This is a genomic window from Herbiconiux liangxiaofengii (genome assembly GCF_041927335.1).
GTDB classification, from domain to species: domain Bacteria; phylum Actinomycetota; class Actinomycetes; order Actinomycetales; family Microbacteriaceae; genus Herbiconiux; species Herbiconiux liangxiaofengii.
The window spans coordinates 118,935-135,939 of sequence record NZ_JBHFHD010000016.1 but is presented as its reverse complement, the minus strand read 5'-3'; the positions used below and the strand labels follow the sequence as shown (position 1 = coordinate 135,939).

Sequence of the window (17,005 nt, the reverse complement as noted above, 5' to 3'; positions counted from 1 at the left end):
GGACGGGACGGCTCGGCGCCGTCCGCGGCCCCCGCACACGGTACGGAACGGGGAAGGGCCCCGGAACGTGTGCTCCGGGGCCCCTCCAGTACCGCAGGGGATCAGCGCGCGGCTGATCCGTCGGTGTAGTCGGCGTCCTGCTGCTTCCAGGCGAAGAGGGCGCGGAGCTCCTTGCCCGTGGCCTCGATGGGGTGCGCGGCACCCTTCTCGCGCAGGGCGAGGAACTCGGGAGCCCCGGCATCCTGGTCGTCGATGAAGCGCTTGGCGAACGCACCCGACTGGATGTCGTCGAGGACGGCCTTCATGTTCTCCTTGACGTGCGGGTCGATCACACGGGGGCCGGAGACGTAGTCGCCGTACTCGGCGGTGTCGGAGACCGACCAGCGCTGCTTGGCGATGCCGCCCTCCCACATCAGGTCGACGATGAGCTTCAGCTCGTGCAGCACCTCGAAGTAGGCGATCTGCGGCTGGTAGCCGGCCTCGGTGAGGGTCTCGAAGCCGTACTGCACCAGCTGCGAGACGCCGCCGCAGAGCACGGCCTGCTCGCCGAACAGGTCGGTCTCGGTCTCCTCGGTGAAGGTGGTCTTGATGCCGCCGGCACGAAGGCCGCCGATGCCCTTGGCGTAGCTCCAGGCGAGGTCCCAGGCGGAGCCGGTGGCATCCTTCTCCACGGCGACGATCACGGGAACGCCGCGGCCGGCCTCGTACTCGCGGCGCACGGTGTGACCCGGGCCCTTCGGGGCGACCATGATCACGTCGACGCCCTCGGGCGCCTCGATGTAGCCGAAGCGGATGTTGAAGCCGTGGCCGAAGACGAGGGTCTTGCCGTCGGCGAGGTTCGGCTGGATGTCGGCGGCATAGATGCCGCGCTGGTGCTGGTCCGGCGCGAGGATGACGATGACGTCGGCCCACGAGGTGGCCTCGGCCACCGAGAGCACGGTGAAGCCGGCCTCTTCGGCCTTGGGGATCGACTTCGACCCCTCCTTGAGCGCCACGACGACCTCGACACCCGAGTCGCGCAGGTTGAGGGCGTGGGCGTGGCCCTGCGAGCCGTAGCCGACGACGGCCACCTTCTTGCCCTGGATCAGGGACAGATCGGCATCCTGGTCGTAGAAGATCTCGGTCACGTGTGTTTTCTCCTTGTTATGGGGCTGATGGTCAGTTCTTGAAGACGCGTTCGGTGATGCTCTTGCCGCCGCGGCCGATCGCGAGAAGGCCCGACTGGGCGATCTCCTTGATGCCGTAGGGCTCGAGCACCCTGAGGAAGGCCTGAGTCTTGCCGGAGTCGCCCGTGACCTCGATCACGAGCGCATCCGTCGCCACGTCGACGACGCGGGCCCGGAAGAGCGTGACGGCCTCGAGCACCTGCGACCGGGTGGTGTTGTCGGCGCGCACCTTGATGAGCAGGTGCTCGCGCTGCACCGACTGCGCCGGGTCGAGCTCGACGATCTTGATGACGTTGATCAGCTTGTTCAGCTGCTTGGTCACCTGCTCGAGCGGCAGCTCCTCGACGTCGACCACCACGGTGATGCGCGACAGGCCCGGGATCTCGGAGTGACCGACGGCGAGCGACTCGATGTTGAAGCCGCGGCGGGCGAACAACCCGGCCACGCGGGTCAGCAGACCCGGCTTGTCCTCGACGAGGAGGCTCAGAACGTGCGTGCTCATGGTCTACTCCCCATCCCATTCCGGTGCGTGCTCACGGGCGTACTGCACGAAGCTGTTGCTCACGCCCTGCGGCACCATCGGCCACACCATCGCGTCAGCCGACACGATGAAGTCGATCACCACCGGGCGGTCGTTGGTCTCGAGGGCGAGCTTGATGGCCGCGTCGACCTCCTCGGGCTTCGTGACCCGGATGCCCAGCGCACCGTACGCATCCGCCATCTTCACGAAGTCGGGCACCATGCGCGTCTCGTGCCCGGTGTTCAGGTCGGTGAAGGAGTGCCGCCCGTCGTAGAACAGGGTCTGCCACTGGCGCACCATCCCGAGCGAGGAGTTGTTGATGATGGCGACCTTGATCGGGATGTCGTTGATCGTGCAGGTGGCGAGCTCCTGATTGGTCATCTGGAAGCAGCCGTCACCGTCGATCGCCCACACGGTGCGCTCCGGTTCGGCGACCTTCGCGCCCATGGCCGCGGGCACCGAGTACCCCATCGTGCCGGCGCCACCGGAGTTGAGCCAGGCGTGGGGCCGCTCGTACTTGATGAACTGCGCCGCCCACATCTGGTGCTGGCCGACGCCGGAGGCGTAGACCGCCTCGGGGCCCGAGAGCTCGCCGATGCGCTTGATCACGTACTGCGGGGCGAGCAGTCCGTCGGTGGGCTCCGAGTAGCCCAGCGGGAACTCCTCCTGCAGCCCGCGCAGGTAGGTCCACCACTCCTCGAGGTCGAGGGGCGTGCCGCCCGCCACCTCGGCGTAGGCCTGGATGAGGTCGGCGATGACGTCTTTCGCGTCGCCCACGATCGGCACGTCGGCGATGCGGATCTTCGAGATCTCGGCCGGATCGACGTCGACGTGCACCACCTTGGCGTTCGGAGCGAACTCGCTCGCCTTGCCGGTGACGCGGTCGTCGAAGCGCGCGCCCAGTGAGATGAGAAGGTCGCTCTCCTGCAGGGCCAGCACCGCCGGCACCGTTCCGTGCATGCCCGGCATGCCGAGGTGCTGCGGGTGCGAATCGGGGAAGGCACCGCGCGCCATGAGCGTGGTGACCACCGGAGCACCGGTCGCTTCGGCGAGCTGCAGCAGCTCGGCCGAGGCCTCGGCGCGGATGACACCGCCGCCCACGTAGAACACCGGCTTCTTGGCCTCGGCCAGCAGCTGGGCCGCGGCCTGGATCTGCTTGCCGTGAGCCTTGGTGATGGGCCGGTACCCCGGCAGGTCGACCTTGGGCGGCCAGACGAAGGGCGCCGACGCCTGCTGGGCGTCTTTGGTGATGTCGACCAGCACCGGGCCGGGGCGGCCGGTGGAGGCGATCTGGTAGGCCGCCGCGATGGTGGCCGGCACGTCTTCAGCCCGCTTCACCAGGAAGGAGTGCTTGGTGATCGGCATCGTGATTCCCACGATGTCGGCCTCCTGGAAGGCGTCCGTCCCCATCAGGTGCGAGAACACCTGGCCGGTGATGGCCAGGAGCGGTACCGAGTCCATGTAGGCGTCGGCGATCGCGGTGACGAGGTTGGTGGCACCCGGTCCGGAGGTGGCGATGGCCACCCCGACCTTGCCGCTCGCGGCCGCATAGCCCTCGGCCGCGTGGCCGGCGCCCTGCTCGTGGCGTACGAGGATGTGGCGGATCTTGTCCTGCGTCATCAGCTCGTCGTAGAACGGGATGATCGCGCCGCCGGGCAACCCGAAGACGTCTTTGACGCCCAGGTGCTCGAGCGAACGCAGAACCGCACCCGATCCGGTGAGGATCTCGGGTTCGGCGCTCGACGGCGACTTCTTGGTTGGCACGGGGAAAGCGTCCGTGGACATGGTTGTTTCCTCAGTCAGAGAGCACGGTAGGTGGATGCGCGACGCTACCCCGTGATCGCGCCCACCGCAGCGGAGTGCACGAGTTTGGAGTACTTCGCGAGAACGCCACGGGTATAGCGCGGAGGAAGTGGAGCCCAGCCGTCTCGGCGAGCTGCAAGCTCTTCGGGCCCGACAAGTAGGTCGAGCGAGCGAGCTGCGATATCGACCCGTATTAGATCACCATCGCGCACGAAGGCGATCGGACCTGCGTCGACCGCTTCGGGTGCTATATGGCCGATGCACAGGCCGGTTGTGCCGCCTGAGAATCTGCCGTCGGTCAATAGTAGTACATCCTTGCCGAGACCGGCGCCCTTGATGGCGGCGGTGATGGCGAGCATCTCGCGCATTCCGGGGCCGCCCTTGGGGCCCTCGTAGCGGATGACGACCACGTCGCCCGCGTTGATGCGCCCCTCGGTGAGCGCATCCATGGCAGCCCGCTCGCGCTCGAACACCCGCGCCGGGCCCTCGAACACGTCGGCGTCGAAGCCGGCCGACTTCACCACGGCACCCTCGGGCGCCATCGAACCGGTGAGCACCGTGAGGCCGCCCGACTTGTGGATGGGGTTCGACAGGGGCCGCAGCACCTCGCCGTCCAGCGGCGCGATGTCCATCTCGGCGAGGTTCTCCTCCACCGTCTTGCCGGTGACCGTCATGGCGTCGCCGTGCAGCAGGCCCTCGTCGAGCAGCGCCTTCATCACGGCCGGCACGCCGCCGTGCCGGTCGACGTCGTTCATCACGAAGCGGCCGAAGGGCTTGAGGTCGCCGATGTGCGGCACCTTGTCGCCCACCTTGTTGAAGTCGGCCAGAGTGAGCTCCACGTCGGCCTCGGCGGCGATGGCGAGCAGGTGCAGCACCAGGTTGGTGGAGCCACCGAAGGCCATGCCCACGGCGATGGCGTTCTCGAGCGACTTCTTGGTGATGATGTCGCGCGCGGTGAGGCCGAGGCGCAGCATGTTCACCACGGCCTCGCCGGAGCGGTGCGCGAAGTAGTCGCGGCGGCGGTCGGCCGCGGCGGGCGAGGCCGACCCCGGCAGGCTCATGCCCATCGCCTCGGCGGCGCTGGCCATGGTGTTGGCCGTGTACATGCCGCCGCACGAGCCCTCGCCCGGGGCGAAGGCGCACTCGATGCGGTGCGCATCCTCCATCGACATACGGCCCGCGCGCACGGCGCCGACGGCCTCGAAGGAGTCGATGATCGTGATGTCCTTCTCCGTGCCGTCGGAGAGCTTCACCCAGCCCGGCGCGATCGACCCGGCGTAGAGGAACACGGAGGCCAGGTCGAGCCGGGCGGCGGCCATCAGCATTCCGGGCAGCGACTTGTCGCAGCCCGCCAGCAGCACGGAGCCGTCAAGGCGCTCGGCCATCATGACGGTCTCGACGGAGTCGGCGATGACCTCGCGCGAGACGAGGGAGAAGTGCATCCCCTCGTGCCCCATCGAGATGCCGTCGCTCACGGAGATGGTGCCGAACTGCAGCGGGTACCCGCCACCGGAGTGCACGCCCTCCTTCGAGGCTCGCGCGAGACGCTCGAGCGAGAGGTTGCAGGGGGTGATCTCGTTCCACGAGCTCGCGATGCCGATCTGCGGCTTCTCCCAATCGCCGTCGCCCATGCCGACGCCTCGCAGCATCCCGCGGGAGGTGAGGGCTTCGATTCCATCGGTGACGGTGCGGCTACGCGGCTTCATGTCTATTTCCGGCATGGGAGAAGTTTAGATCTGTCCGGCCCGTGCTCCGGCACTCCCCGCCCGCTCTGGGGAAACCCCACGCTCAGTGGCCCGCTGTGGAGAAGTACTGCCGGCGGGCCTCGACCAGCACGGCGAGCGCCGCCGCCATCTCCTCGGGGCCGGCGACCCGGTGACGCGCCGCCGTGTCGCCCGACCCCACCTTGATTCCGAGGTCGCCGTCGCCGAGCGCCCCGAAGCCGTCTTCGTCGGTCACGTCGTCGCCCGCGAAGAGCACGGCCGTGGCCCCGGTCTGCTCCCGCAGGCGTGCCACGGCGTCGCCCTTGGTGGTGCCGCGCACCGAGAACTCCAGGATGTCCTGACCGTGCCGCACCGTGAGCGCGTCGACATCGGCCTCGGTGGCGGCGAGGGCTGCCGCCTCGGCCGACGCCGTGTCGGTGGCGGACGCCAGCCGGGTGTGCACGCCGAAGCCCGCGGGCTTCTCTTCGATCCACACGCCCTCGAGCGGGTCGGCCACCGCGGTGAGCGCCGCTCCGAGCCGTTCCCGCAGCGCGGATTCCTCCGGCGTGAGGTCCAGCGAGGTGTGCCCCTCGGTGCGCACCTCCACCCCGTGCGATCCGGCCAGCAGGGCGGTCTCCGGCAGATCGCTCACGGCCTCCAGGCTCGCCATCGCGCGGCCGGAGACGTAGGCCACCTTCGTCCGGGGCAGGTCGAGCAGGGCCAGAACGGCGGATCGGGCCGCGGGCAAGGCCCGCGCATCCGCCGGCCGGTCGACGATGGGCGCCAGCGTGCCGTCGAAGTCGACGGCCACCAGCAGCACCGGGGTGGTCGCGAGCCGTTCGAGCTCGGCCTGCAGGGCGGGGGTGACGGATGCGCCCATCAGTCGGCCTCCTCCGCCTCGACGGCGCCCGGTTCGTCGACCACCGGCTTCGTCGCGGCGAGGTTCGCCTTGGGCAGGGCGAGCCCGTCGGAGGGCGTGGTGAGCGTGCTGAGGAACGACGACGACCAGCGCGCCACATCGTTCTCCTGCACCCGCTTGCGCATCGCGCGCATCCGCCGGGACCGTTCGCTCCTCGGCATGGCCATCGCCTGCAGCATGGACTCCTTGAGCCCCTCGATGTCGTGGGGGTTCACCCGCAGCGCGGTGCGCAACTCGTCGCTCGCGCCCGCGAACTCGCTCAGCACGAGCACGCCGTCGTTGTCGAAGCGCGAGGCCACGTACTCCTTGGCAACCAGGTTCATGCCGTCGCGGAGAGCGGTGACGAGCATGACGTCGGCCGCGAGGTAGAGGGCGACCATCTCCTCCCGCGGGTACCCGTGGTGCAGGTAGCTGATGGCGGTGTGGCTGATGGTGCCGAAGTCGCCGTTGATGCGGCCGACCGTGAGCTCGATCTCGTCGCGCAGGTTCTGGTAGGCGCTCACCCGCTCGCGGCTGGGGCTCGCCACCTGCACGAGCGTCACGTCCTCCACCTCGACCGTGCCGTCGGCCAGCAGCTCGCCGAAGGCCTTCAGCCGGTGGCCGATGCCCTTGGTGTAGTCGAGCCGGTCGACCCCGAGCATCACCACCTTCGGGTTGCCGAGCCCTTCGCGGATCTCCCGGGCGCGCTCCTGGATGTCGGGGCGTCGCGCGAGCTCCTCGTAGCGGGCCGCGTCGATCGAGATGGGGAAGGCCTTCGCCACCACCGTGCGCACGAGCTTGTCGTCGCCAACCTGCGAGATGCGATGCTTGGCGCTCTTGACCTCCACCTCGGCCTCGACCGGCACGTCGATCACGGTGCCCTTGGTCTGGTGGCCGAGGAGGCGTCGCACGGCGCGGGTGAAGTTGCCCGCATCCGCCGTGCGCTGGAAGCCGATCACGTCGGCTCCGAGCAGTCCCTCCACGATCTGGGTGCGCCAGGGAAGCTGCGAGAAGATGCCGTATGCCGGGAACGGAATGTGGTTGAAGAACCCGATGGTGAGGTCGGGCCGCTGCTCGCGCAGCATCGTGGGCACGAGCTGCAGCTGGTAGTCCTGCACCCACACCGTGCCGCCGTCAGAGGTGACGGCAGCGGCCCGGTCGGCGAAACGCTGGTTCACCCGCACGTAGCTCTCCCACCACTCGCGGTGATACGCGGGGGGCGCGATCACGTCGTGGTAGAGCGGCCAGAGCGTGTCGTTCGAGAAGCCCTCGTAGTAGAGCTCCACCTCCTCGGCGCTCAGCGTCACCGGGATGAGGTGCATGCCGTCGTGCTCGAACGGGTCGGTCTCGTCGTCGGCCGATCCGGTCCAGCCGATCCAGGCGCCGTCGGCCTCGCGCATCACCGGTTCGAGCGCCGTCACGAGACCGCCAGGAGAGACCCGGAACGACGGTTCACCGTCGGCACCGATCACCCGGTCGACGGGGAGGCGGTTCGAGACCACCACGAAGGAGAAGGAGTCGGAAGTGTGTTTCGAGGAAGGCATGGGTCCGTTCAGCGAGTCCGGGAGGCGAGCAGATCCGCACGGATCCGGGCCGGATCTCCGTTCATCACACTACCAGGGGCACCTCCGACCGGCCCGGAGTAGCGTTGGTTCAAACATCGTCGACAACCCCGGAGACCGCCGTGCGCAAATTCATCCTGAACAGCAGCATCATCAGTTCGATCATCGGCGGCTTCTCGGTGGTGCAGACCACCCGCAAGGGCCCGCGCGACTGGCGCCTGGTGCTGATGTGGCTCAGCTGGGGCATCACCCTGGCCCTCGCCGTCGGCAGCGTGCTGCAGTCCGACGAAGACGCCCGCGAGCTCGGTCGCTGACATGTTCGGCGGTCGCGACGGTGGCATCCTGGCTGTTCTGGCGCACGTGATGGGCGGCGCGTTCTCGATCGTGGTGGCCGCGGTGGCGTTCCTCGTGGTGCTCGGCCTGGTCGTGCTGCTGGTTCGCTTCCTCTGGTTCGGCACGCGGGCCGCACAGGTCTACTTGGCCAAGAACGGCCAATCCGCGCGTTTCGTCTGGCCGGTGCCGCCCATCCGTGGCGCAGCCGGGCCGGGCGACTCGGATGCCGCGGGGCCCAAGGCCCCGCGGAAGCCCAAGGCGCCGCCCAGCTCCCCCTGAACTCCCGCCCCTGAACTCCCGCCCCTCGCCTACTGCTCCTCAGGTGGGATGTGCGCGGTCTGGATGGGCCCGGTGAACAAGCTCGCCCTGCCGTCTGCACCGACGTCGCCGTGGAAGAGCCCGGCGGCCTCGCGTTCGCCCTTCGCGGGCGCGTGCGAGATGTCGGGCTCCTCGTCGATCATCCGCACCCGCGAGCGCGGGATCGACTGCGGGCTCGACCGGTAGAGCCAGGCGATCATCTCCTCGCGCACGAAGCAGCGCAGGTCGAACAGGGTCGGCGCGTCGACCGCCGTCACCAGGATGCGGATGCGCACGTAGCCGCCCACCGCATCCGTCACCTGCAGCACCGACACCCGCTGGTCCCAGAGGTCGGTGCGGGCCAGGATGCGCGCGAGCTCGGCCCGCATCTCCCCCGGCGTCACGCGCCAGTCGAGGTCGAACTCCACCGAACCGAGCAGCTCGGAGTTGCGCCTGGTCCAGTTCTGGAAGGGCTTGGAGGTGAAGTAGGTGCTCGGCAGCACCATGCGCCGGTCGTCCCAGATGTGCACCACCACGTAGGTGAGCGTGATCTCCTCGATGCGCCCCCACTCGCTCTCGACGATCACCACATCGTCGACGCGCACCGCGTCGCTGAAGGCGATCTGCATGCCCGCGAACACGTTCGCCAGGGTCGACTGGGCGGCCAGACCCGCGATGATCGACACCAGCCCCGCCGAGGCGAGCACGCTCGTGCCCACGGCCTGCGCGCCGGGGAAGGTGAGCAGGATGGCGCCGATCGCGAGCACGATCACCACCGCGATGCCCAGCCGTCGCAGGATGAGCACCTGGGTGCGCATCCGCCTCGCGATGCGGTTGTCGGGCCGGTCGATGGTGTACCTCGCGAGCGCCACGTCCTCGAAGAAGATGGCCAGCGCGCACACCAGCCAGGCACCGAGCGCGATCGTGGCGATGAGGAAGAGCTGGTCGACCACCGGCCGCCAGTCGCCCGCCGGGATGGTGATGCTCGTGGCGATCCAGAGCAGCACCACCAGCAGGAAGATGCGGAACGGGATGCGGGCTCGCCGCACCAGCGCGTCGGGCCAGCGTCGGCGGCGGGCAGCCGCGCGCACGATCAGCGTCACCAGCGCGGTGATCAGCACGGCGGCCACGGCGGCCAGCACGGCGGCGATGGCGAAGGCGATCCAGGTTCGTTCGACGGGCATGAGGTCCCTTCGGTCAGCGGGTCTCCGGATGGCCCGGGTGACCCGGGAACCCAGCCTAATCAGGCAATTGCGACAGGGCACGCGGCGTGTCTGACGGGGCGGCGGATGCCCAGCCCGCACACTGTTCACACAAGGGTGGCGCGAAGGGAGTTGCGATGATCGGCTGGAGGCGTCGCGCGAAGGCTCAACGCGAGAGCACGGTGAGTCAGGAACGCCTGTACGAGCTGGTGAGTCAGACCCTGATGGAGAACTTCGGCCCGCTGGGATCGTTCGCCATCACGCGCCGCAGCACCGCCGACACCGACGACATCTTCCACACCGCACTCGCCCGCTCCGTCGCGCACGACATCGTCGCCAACCTCGCCGAGCACGGCATCACCGTGAAGTCGACGTCGGCCGTGGCCGCTCCGGCACCCGCCGTGTTCACCCCGCGCCTCAGGGCCGTGCAGCCGGTGCGTCCGGCGCTGGCCCCCGTCGAGCGCGTCGAGGTGTCTCGCGAACTCGCCCGTGCGGTCTCGGGTGCTGCCGTGGCCGCAGCCCAGACCCCGGATGTCGCGGGCCCAGACCCGCGCGACGACGACGCCCTGCGCGCCCTCGTCGCCCACCACGCCGAGGTGGAGGCCGCCGCCGCCGCCCACCGCCGCACCGACTCCGCCCGCACCCCGGCCTGAGCGACCCTCAGCCGAGCGGTGCCCAGTCGGCCGGCCCTGAGCTGCCCGCGGGATACTCCGCCAGCGGGACCTCGTCGTTGCGCCATGCGGCGATGACCGGCTCGAGGATGCGCCAGCCCTCGACCGCGGAGTCGCCGCGCACACCGAGCGTCGGGTCGCCGTCGAGGATGCCGGCGAGCACCTCGCGGTAGGCCAGCAGCTGCCCGTCGCCGAAGACCGCCTCGAGGCTCGCCCGTTCGAGGGCGTACGGGTCGCCGGGGCCGTTGATGTCGATCTCGAGCGACATCGCATCCGGGGCCAGGAAGATGCGCAGCACCGTCGGGCGGCTCTCGCCCGTCAGCCCCACCGGCAACTGCTGCGCGGGCTTGAACGTGATGACGATCTGACGGCGGCGCTCCCCGAGGGCCTTGCCCGAGCGGAGCGTGATCGGAACACCCTTCCAGCGCCAGGTCTGCACCTCGAGCGTCACCTCGGCGAGCGTCTCCGTCTCGCGGGCCGGGTCGACGCCCTTCTCGGCGGCGTAGCTCGGCAGCTCGCGACCGTCGATCGTACCGGCCACGTAGCGGGCCCGCCGGCTGGAGGCGACCGGATCGTCGGCCCACAGGTGCGTGGCGCGCAGCACGAGCTCCTTGGCGTCGCGCAGGTCGTCCTGGCCGAGCGTCGACGGCGGTTCCATGGCCAGCACCGCCATCACCTGCAGCAGGTGACTCTGGATCATGTCGACCAGTGCGCCGGCCTTGTCGTAGTACCCCGCCCGGCCCTCGAGGCCCAGCTGCTCGTCGTAGACGATGTCGACCTTCGCGATGTGCTCCGAGCTCCAGAGCGGCTCGAAGATGCGGTTCGCGAAGCGGAGCCCGAGGATGTTGAACACCGTCGAGCGGCCGAGGAAGTGATCGACCCGGTGCACCTGGTTCTCGGGAACGAGCTTCGCCAGTTCGCCGTTGAGCGCCTCCGCGGTGACGACATCCATGCCGAACGGCTTCTCGAGGGCCAGCGTGAGCCCCTTCGGCACGTCGATCTTCTGCAGGGTGGTGACGACCTGAGCGGCCACGGCGGGCGGCAACGCGAAGTAGACGGCGGGGGTACCGGTGGCCATGGCGAGCAGGTCGCCCAGCTGTTTCGGGTCGGTGACGTCGGCCTCGACGTACCTGGTCGTGGCCAGGACTCTGTCGACGGCTGCTCCCGAGGCGTCGACCTCCGAGAACGACTTCGTCACCACGGCACGCCATTGCTCGTCGCTCCAGGCCATGCCGCCGGCCCCGATGAGCGTGAGCGTGCGGTCGGGCTGATCGGTGAGCAGCTGAGCGAGACCGGGGAGCAGCAGGCGGGCCGTGAGGTCTCCGCTCGCACCGAAGATGAGAAGCGTGTCGACGCGTTGGTTCATGAGCATCACAGTAGCCCGACTAGCTCAGCCGCCCGAGTAGCTCAGTGGCCCGGTTAGCTCAGCAGCCCGAGTAGCTCAGCAGCCCGAGTACGGGTGGAGGCGACCACCCGAAGGCCGCCTCCACCCGTGGGTCATCGCGCGACCGCCCACCACCACGAACTGACGAAGGAACGGGTTGTCCGGCTGAGCCGGCGACGGTCGCGCCGGTGATGACCCGGCTGGATGCCATTGCCCATTGTGGAGCCATCCCCACCGGTGGCGGGATGAGCAATTCCTACTCCATCTCGCCCGGCCGGTGGTGCGGGTCGTCGAGCTGGAGCGCACCGAGCTCGGCGGCGAGCTCGCGCCGGCTCGCGATACCGAGCTTCTTGTAGATCCGGGCCAGGTGGTTGTCGACGGTGCGCACCGAGATGCCGTACTCGGCCGCCAGCTCGGCACTGGTGCGGTGCGAAGCGGCACCCGAGGCGAGCTGCCACTCGCGGTCGGTGAGCGGCATCACGCGCGGATGCGTCTGCCGACGGCGATGGCCCATCGCCACCCCCGCCCGCACCGTCCACGAGTCGGCCAGCCGGTGCGCGCGGGAGGCCCGTGCGAGGTCGCCGTCGGCATGGTCGGCCGCCCATCGGGCCGCATCGATGGCCGGCCCGAGCAGGCCCGCCTCGGCGAGCTCCTTCGCGATGGGCAGCACGTCGTTGCGTGCGATGACGGCCCTCGCGTGGGATTCGCAGATGGGGAACGCCGACCGGGCGGCGATGAGATGGGGCAGCATCACGGTGGCTCCCACGACGGGCTCGATGCGGATCGCCTCGTAGGCCACGAGTGCGGCCAGGTAGCGCTGCCCGCCGTCGGCCGCTTTCTGGAGCGCAGGCCCGAGGCTCCGGATGGCGAATCCCGGTCGCCCCGCCGCGGCCGACACCCACGCACGGGCGAGCGAGGCGTACAGCTCGACCTTGGGATCGCGCACCTCGGTGGGTGTGAGCTGATCGAGCCAGCTGCGGGCGATGGCGAACCGGCCGGTGCGGGCGGCGACCGCGGCCGAGAGCGCGTCGGCGGTGGGCAGCAGGCCCGCCACGTCGCGCCAGACCAGGTCGCGACGGCCCTCGGTGATGTACTTCCAGGCACGGGCGGGCGAGCCGGTGTGCAGTTCGATCATGGCGAGAGCGAACTTCCAGATGCCCCTGGCGCTCGGGTTGGCCGATTCCGCGCGGGCGAGATTGGCCCGGGCCGCTGCTCTCGCCTCGGGGAACCGCGCCGTGAACGACAGCACCAGCACCTCCGACAGCTGCAGCAGGTCGCGAGCGTTCGGCAGCACGTCCTTGAACCGGTCGCACTCCGCCAGCCCACGCACCACCGCCTCGCCGGCGAGGGTGAGGTTGCCGCCCATGGTGTGCAGGGTCGCGGTCATGATGAGGAGATTGAGATCACTCGGGGTCTCGACCGGCCCGAGCATCGAGGTCGAGTCGAGGTCGGTCGAGAGGCCCTGACCGGCCATCAGCCGCCACTTCACGAGATCGGACTCCACCACCGATCGAAGCGCCGGATCGACGAGATGCTCGAGCACCGGTTCGACCCGCGTCACCGCGAGCTCGGGCTGCAGCAGCCGGAAGGCGAGATGGTTGCCCTCCGCCTGCGCCAGCTGGGTGATGAAGACCCCGGGCACCAGTGCGCGACCCTCCTCGACCGCGCGCCAGGCGGCGGAGAAGTGCTCGCTGGCCTCGCGCACCCGGCCGATCTGCGAGAGCGCCTGCGCCCGCACGTACTCGCCCGCCGAGCGCAGCACCGGATCGCAGCCGCCGGCCTCCACCGCGTGCGCGCCGAGGGTGATGGCTGTGGTGTACCGCTGCGCCCCGAGCTCGCGCCGGGCGAGGTCGAGCAGTGCGGCTGCGGCCACCCGCTGTCCGGCGGCGAGCTGCAGCAGGGCCCGCTGCACCACGTGGACGGGGTAGCCGTCGAGCATGTCGGCGCCGGCGGCGGAGAACCCGGGCCGCTCGCTCTCGGGCACCGTCGCGAGCACCACGGGGGCGAACAACGGATGCGCCAGGCTCACCCAGATGCGCCCGTCGGCGAGGCGGGTGCTCACGTACCCGAGCCCCTCGGCCAGCCGGGTCGCGCCGGCCGAGACCCCGGAGGTGCCGCCCTGTTCCACCGGGAGGTCTCCGGCCACGGCGAGCAGTGCGAGCAGGTCGCCCACGAACTCGTCGGCCGCGAGCGGATCGACCGGCAGCGAGGCGACCACTCCCTCGGACAGGTGCGTCCAGGCGGTGCGCCACTCCCCCGAGTCGTCGGCGAGATCACACGCACCCATCGAGGCCTCGGCGAGCTCCACGAGGGTTCGGGTGCTGCCGGCGGCGAGGCGCACCATCTCGTCGGCGGCCGCCGCGCCGACACTCGGGCCGAGCCGGTCCTTCACCACCGCGTGGGCGTCCGACGAGGCGAGGGGCGGCAGATCGATCACGATCCCCGCGTGCCGCCAGAACGACGGCGGATCGACCGTCGGCTCGACGAGGCGGCCCACCGCGCGCGACACCAGAACGGATGCGCGCCCCTCGAGAACCACCTGCTCCAGCAGGCAGCGGCTTGCGGCATCGAGCAGCTCGGCGTCGTCGACCACGAGCAGGGTGCCCGGCTCGTTCACGGTCCGGTGGAACTCCACCACGGCGGCGCTGTCCGACCCGGTGACGGGCAGCGACGCGAGCACCGGGGCCAGTGCACCGAGAGCCACGGGCCGCAGGTCGGCTCGCCCCCGGATGACGTGAACGGGGCGCTCGTCCGCGAACTCGGCGGCCACCGCGTCGAGCAGGGCGGAACGACCGACTCCGCGCGCCCCCGTGACGAGCACCACCTGGCCCGGCGCCGTGCGGGTCAGGGCGGAGACCATCTGGTTGAACGCGCGATCGCGGCCGTGCAGGCGAGTGCCGTCGGCCGCGTTCGCGGGCTTCCGGGCTGCTCGCCGAGTCCTCGCTGCATCGTCGGCGTCGGTGTGTCGGGGCGGGCTACCGTGGGCATTCAGGGTTGACATCGTCGTTCTCCTTCTCGGCGCGAGGGCCGCGCGCTTGAGTAGGTTCTACTCACTTCCGGCACTACGGCTCGGGCTCCGAGACACCGATTACGTAGCGGCGACGACCGGATTACGTAGTCCCCGGCTGGCTTGCCCCTCAGACGGGGGTTGAATTTCCGCGAAGAGTGAGTGTACAGTCACTCACATGGCACGCGCATCCGTTCTCTCCACCGCCGACGTCCGGCGTGGAGCCGTGGTCGACTCGGCGCTCACCGAGTTCGCCCGGTCGGGCTACCTCGGAACCTCGGTGGCCACGATCGCCACGGGTGCCGGGATCTCCCCGGCCTACGTGTTCAAGCTGTTCCCCGGCAAGGAGCCCTTGTTCGTGGCGGCGCTCGACGAGTGCTTCCGCCAGGTGGTCGGCGCGCTCGAAACGGGCGCCTCGAGCGCGGATGCCGGCAGCAGGCCGGAACACGTGCTCGACCGGATGGGCGACGCCTACGCCTCCCTCATCGCCGACCGGCGCCTGCTGATGCTGCAGGTGCACGCGCAGTCCGCCGCCGACGTGCCCGAGATCCGTGCCGCACTGCGCCGGGGGCTCGAGCGGGTCACGCTGTTCGCCAAGACGCGCTCCGGCGCCGACGACGCCGACGTGCAGCGCTTCATCGCCTTCGGGCAGCTCTGCCACCTCATCGTCACCACCGGCCTCGACTCCGACTCGGCGCCCTGGGCGTCGCTGATCGCACACGGCTTCCGCCACCCCGATTTCGACGAGCGCCTCTGAATCCTGAACGGCTCGCGCCGTTTTCTCGTGTCCACATCAGTGACTGATCAGTCACGCACCCCTTCGAAAGGCTCATCATGTCCCCCTCTCCCCGCCGCTGGATCGCCCTCGCGATCCTGGCCCTCGCCCAGTTCCTGGTGGTGCTCGACGCGTCGATCGTGAACATCGCGCTCCCCTCGCTCGGAGCGGCTCTCGCTCTCGACACCGCCGCCCTCAGCTGGGTGATCACCGCCTACGTGCTCCCGTTCGGCGGCCTGCTGCTGCTCGGCGGCCGCCTCGCGGATCGCTTCGGTCACCGCAGGCTGTTCCTCATCGGCACGGTCGGGTTCGTCGCCGCCTCCGCCCTCGCCGGGCTCTCGATGTCCGGCGGGATGCTGTTCGCCGCCCGCGCGGTGCAGGGTGCCTCGGCCGCCCTGCTGGCGCCGGCCGCGCTCGCCCTCGTGACCCGGCTCTTCCCCGAATCGGGAGACCGCGCCAAGGCCCTCGGCATCTGGGGCGCGGTGGCGGGCATCGGCAGCGCAGCGGGGGTGCTCCTCGGCGGCGTGCTCACCGGGGCGCTCGGCTGGCAGGCCGTGTTCTTCGTCAACATCCCGGTGGGCGCGGCGGTGCTGCTGCTCGCCCCCGCGCTCATCCGACGGCATGCGCCCAGCACGAGTGCACCGCTCGACTACGCCGGTGCGGCCACGATCACCGGTGGCCTGGTGGCCCTCGTGGGCGCCCTGACCGCGTTCGAACAGGTCGGCTTCGCGCATCCGCTCACCCTCGTTCTGATCGTGGTGGCGGCCGGGCTCATCGTCGCCTTCGTCCTGGTCGAGCGACGTTCCGCCGCCCCGCTCGTGCCGTTCTCGATCTTCGCGAACCGCTCGGTGACCGCGGGCAACATCGCCGTGCTGCTGATGGGAGCGGCCATGACGGCGCTGTTCTTCGCCTTCTCGGTGTACAGCCAGGCCGTACTCGGCTACGACGCCCTGACCGCGGGTCTCAGCCAGCTGCCTCTCGCCGGAGCACTCGTGCTGGTGGCCGGAGCCGTGCCGGCCGTGCTCACCCGAGTCGGCGCCCGCCCCACCCTCGTGGGCTCGCTGCTGGTGCTCGCCGCCGGTCTGCTGTGGCTGGCGTCCGCCCCGAGCGACGCGCAGTTCGCGGCCCAACTGCTCGGCCCCACTCTCCTGGTGGGCGTCGGCCTCGGCGGAGCGTTCGTGTCGGCGACGCAGTTGGCCATGCACGGCGTGGCCGATGCGGATGCCGGCCTCGCGGGCGGCCTCGTGAACACGGGCCAGCAGGTGGGCAGCGCCATCGGCCTGGCGGTGCTCAGCACGATCGCCGCATCGGTGACGGCCGGTGCCGCCCAGAGCGGGCAGACGGCTCCGGATGCCCTCACCGCCGGCTTCTCATCCGTGTTCGTCGGGGCGGCCGTCACGGCGGCGCTGGCAGCCCTGGCCGTGCTGGCCGTTCGTCCCGCCCGCGTCAGGGCGGCGGATCTGCGCCTCGCCTGACGCGCTCGCGCCACCGACGACACCGCACCAGGAACGACACCGCACCAGGAACGACACCGCACCAGGAACGACGAACCGCCCGGGAGAGCTCCCGGGCGGTTCGTGTGACTGCGTGTGGTGCACCCCCTCGGACTTGAACCGAGAACCCACTGATTAAGAGTCAGTTGCTCTGCCAATTGAGCTAGAGGTGCGTGGCTCTTAGCGAGCCA

Annotated in this window: 14 protein-coding genes and 1 tRNA gene; 5 read left to right on the top strand and 10 right to left on the bottom strand. The window is 70.1% G+C overall.

The window, feature by feature from the left end:
• Nucleotides 1-101 precede the first annotated feature (101 nt).
• The 6 genes from ilvC to otsA all read right to left on the bottom strand — a co-directional run bounded on the left by ilvC (nucleotide 102) and on the right by otsA (nucleotide 7,634).
• Complete coding sequence (gene ilvC / locus ACEXOR_RS16840) at nucleotides 102-1,127, bottom strand: ketol-acid reductoisomerase (protein WP_374850891.1); 1,026 nt, start codon at nucleotides 1,125-1,127, stop codon at nucleotides 102-104.
• A gap of 31 nt (nucleotides 1,128-1,158) precedes the next feature.
• Complete coding sequence (ilvN, locus tag ACEXOR_RS16835) at nucleotides 1,159-1,668, bottom strand: acetolactate synthase small subunit (RefSeq protein WP_374850890.1); 510 nt, start codon at nucleotides 1,666-1,668, stop codon at nucleotides 1,159-1,161.
• A 3-nt stretch (nucleotides 1,669-1,671) separates the two neighbouring features.
• On the bottom strand, nucleotides 1,672-3,471 hold the full coding sequence (locus tag ACEXOR_RS16830) for an acetolactate synthase large subunit (protein ID WP_374850889.1): 1,800 nt from the start codon (nucleotides 3,469-3,471) through the stop codon (nucleotides 1,672-1,674).
• Nucleotides 3,472-3,515: 44 nt separating this feature from the next.
• Nucleotides 3,516-5,210, bottom strand: a complete 1,695-nt coding sequence (ilvD, locus tag ACEXOR_RS16825; RefSeq protein WP_374850888.1) for a dihydroxy-acid dehydratase — start codon at nucleotides 5,208-5,210, stop codon at nucleotides 3,516-3,518.
• Between the two features lie 67 nt (nucleotides 5,211-5,277).
• On the bottom strand, nucleotides 5,278-6,072 hold the full coding sequence (gene otsB, locus ACEXOR_RS16820; protein ID WP_374850887.1) for a trehalose-phosphatase: 795 nt from the start codon (nucleotides 6,070-6,072) through the stop codon (nucleotides 5,278-5,280).
• Nucleotides 6,072-7,634, bottom strand: a complete 1,563-nt coding sequence (otsA, locus tag ACEXOR_RS16815) for an alpha,alpha-trehalose-phosphate synthase (UDP-forming) (RefSeq protein WP_374850886.1) — start codon at nucleotides 7,632-7,634, stop codon at nucleotides 6,072-6,074. Before otsA ends, otsB begins: the two co-directional genes overlap by 1 nt.
• Nucleotides 7,635-7,774: 140 nt before the next feature.
• Between otsA and ACEXOR_RS16810 the strand changes: the two genes are divergently transcribed.
• The gene (locus ACEXOR_RS16810) at nucleotides 7,775-7,966 is read left to right on the top strand and encodes a hypothetical protein (RefSeq protein ID WP_259487860.1); all 192 of its coding nucleotides are present in this window, start codon (nucleotides 7,775-7,777) and stop codon (nucleotides 7,964-7,966) included.
• A gap of 1 nt (nucleotide 7,967) precedes the next feature.
• Complete coding sequence (locus ACEXOR_RS16805) at nucleotides 7,968-8,264, top strand: hypothetical protein (protein WP_374850885.1); 297 nt, start codon at nucleotides 7,968-7,970, stop codon at nucleotides 8,262-8,264.
• A 29-nt stretch (nucleotides 8,265-8,293) separates the two neighbouring features.
• On the opposite strand, the gene ACEXOR_RS16800 is transcribed toward ACEXOR_RS16805, so the two are convergent.
• Entirely contained in the window at nucleotides 8,294-9,466 is a 1,173-nt protein-coding gene (locus ACEXOR_RS16800; RefSeq protein WP_374850884.1) for a mechanosensitive ion channel family protein, read from the bottom strand.
• Nucleotides 9,467-9,621: 155 nt separating this feature from the next.
• On the opposite strand from ACEXOR_RS16800, the gene ACEXOR_RS16795 reads away from it, so the two are divergent.
• A complete protein-coding gene (locus ACEXOR_RS16795; RefSeq protein WP_374850883.1) occupies nucleotides 9,622-10,137 on the top strand; it encodes a hypothetical protein in 516 nt (171 codons plus the stop codon).
• Between the two features lie 7 nt (nucleotides 10,138-10,144).
• On the opposite strand, the gene ACEXOR_RS16790 is transcribed toward ACEXOR_RS16795, so the two are convergent.
• The gene (locus tag ACEXOR_RS16790; RefSeq protein WP_374850882.1) at nucleotides 10,145-11,521 is read right to left on the bottom strand and encodes a glucose-6-phosphate dehydrogenase; all 1,377 of its coding nucleotides are present in this window, start codon (nucleotides 11,519-11,521) and stop codon (nucleotides 10,145-10,147) included.
• A 274-nt stretch (nucleotides 11,522-11,795) separates the two neighbouring features.
• Nucleotides 11,796-14,540, bottom strand: coding sequence for a LuxR C-terminal-related transcriptional regulator (locus tag ACEXOR_RS16785; RefSeq protein ID WP_374850881.1), 2,745 nt, complete (start codon nucleotides 14,538-14,540; stop codon nucleotides 11,796-11,798).
• A gap of 184 nt (nucleotides 14,541-14,724) precedes the next feature.
• On the opposite strand from ACEXOR_RS16785, the gene ACEXOR_RS16780 reads away from it, so the two are divergent.
• Nucleotides 14,725-15,303: a TetR/AcrR family transcriptional regulator gene (locus ACEXOR_RS16780; RefSeq protein ID WP_374850880.1), complete on the top strand. Its 579-nt coding sequence runs from the start codon at nucleotides 14,725-14,727 to the stop codon at nucleotides 15,301-15,303.
• 77 nt (nucleotides 15,304-15,380) lie between these two features.
• A complete protein-coding gene (locus ACEXOR_RS16775; protein ID WP_374850879.1) occupies nucleotides 15,381-16,796 on the top strand; it encodes a DHA2 family efflux MFS transporter permease subunit in 1,416 nt (471 codons plus the stop codon).
• A 115-nt stretch (nucleotides 16,797-16,911) separates the two neighbouring features.
• Here ACEXOR_RS16775 and ACEXOR_RS16770 read toward each other — a convergent pair.
• Nucleotides 16,912-16,987: transfer RNA gene (locus ACEXOR_RS16770), tRNA-Lys, on the bottom strand.
• Nucleotides 16,988-17,005: the final 18 nt, after the last annotated feature.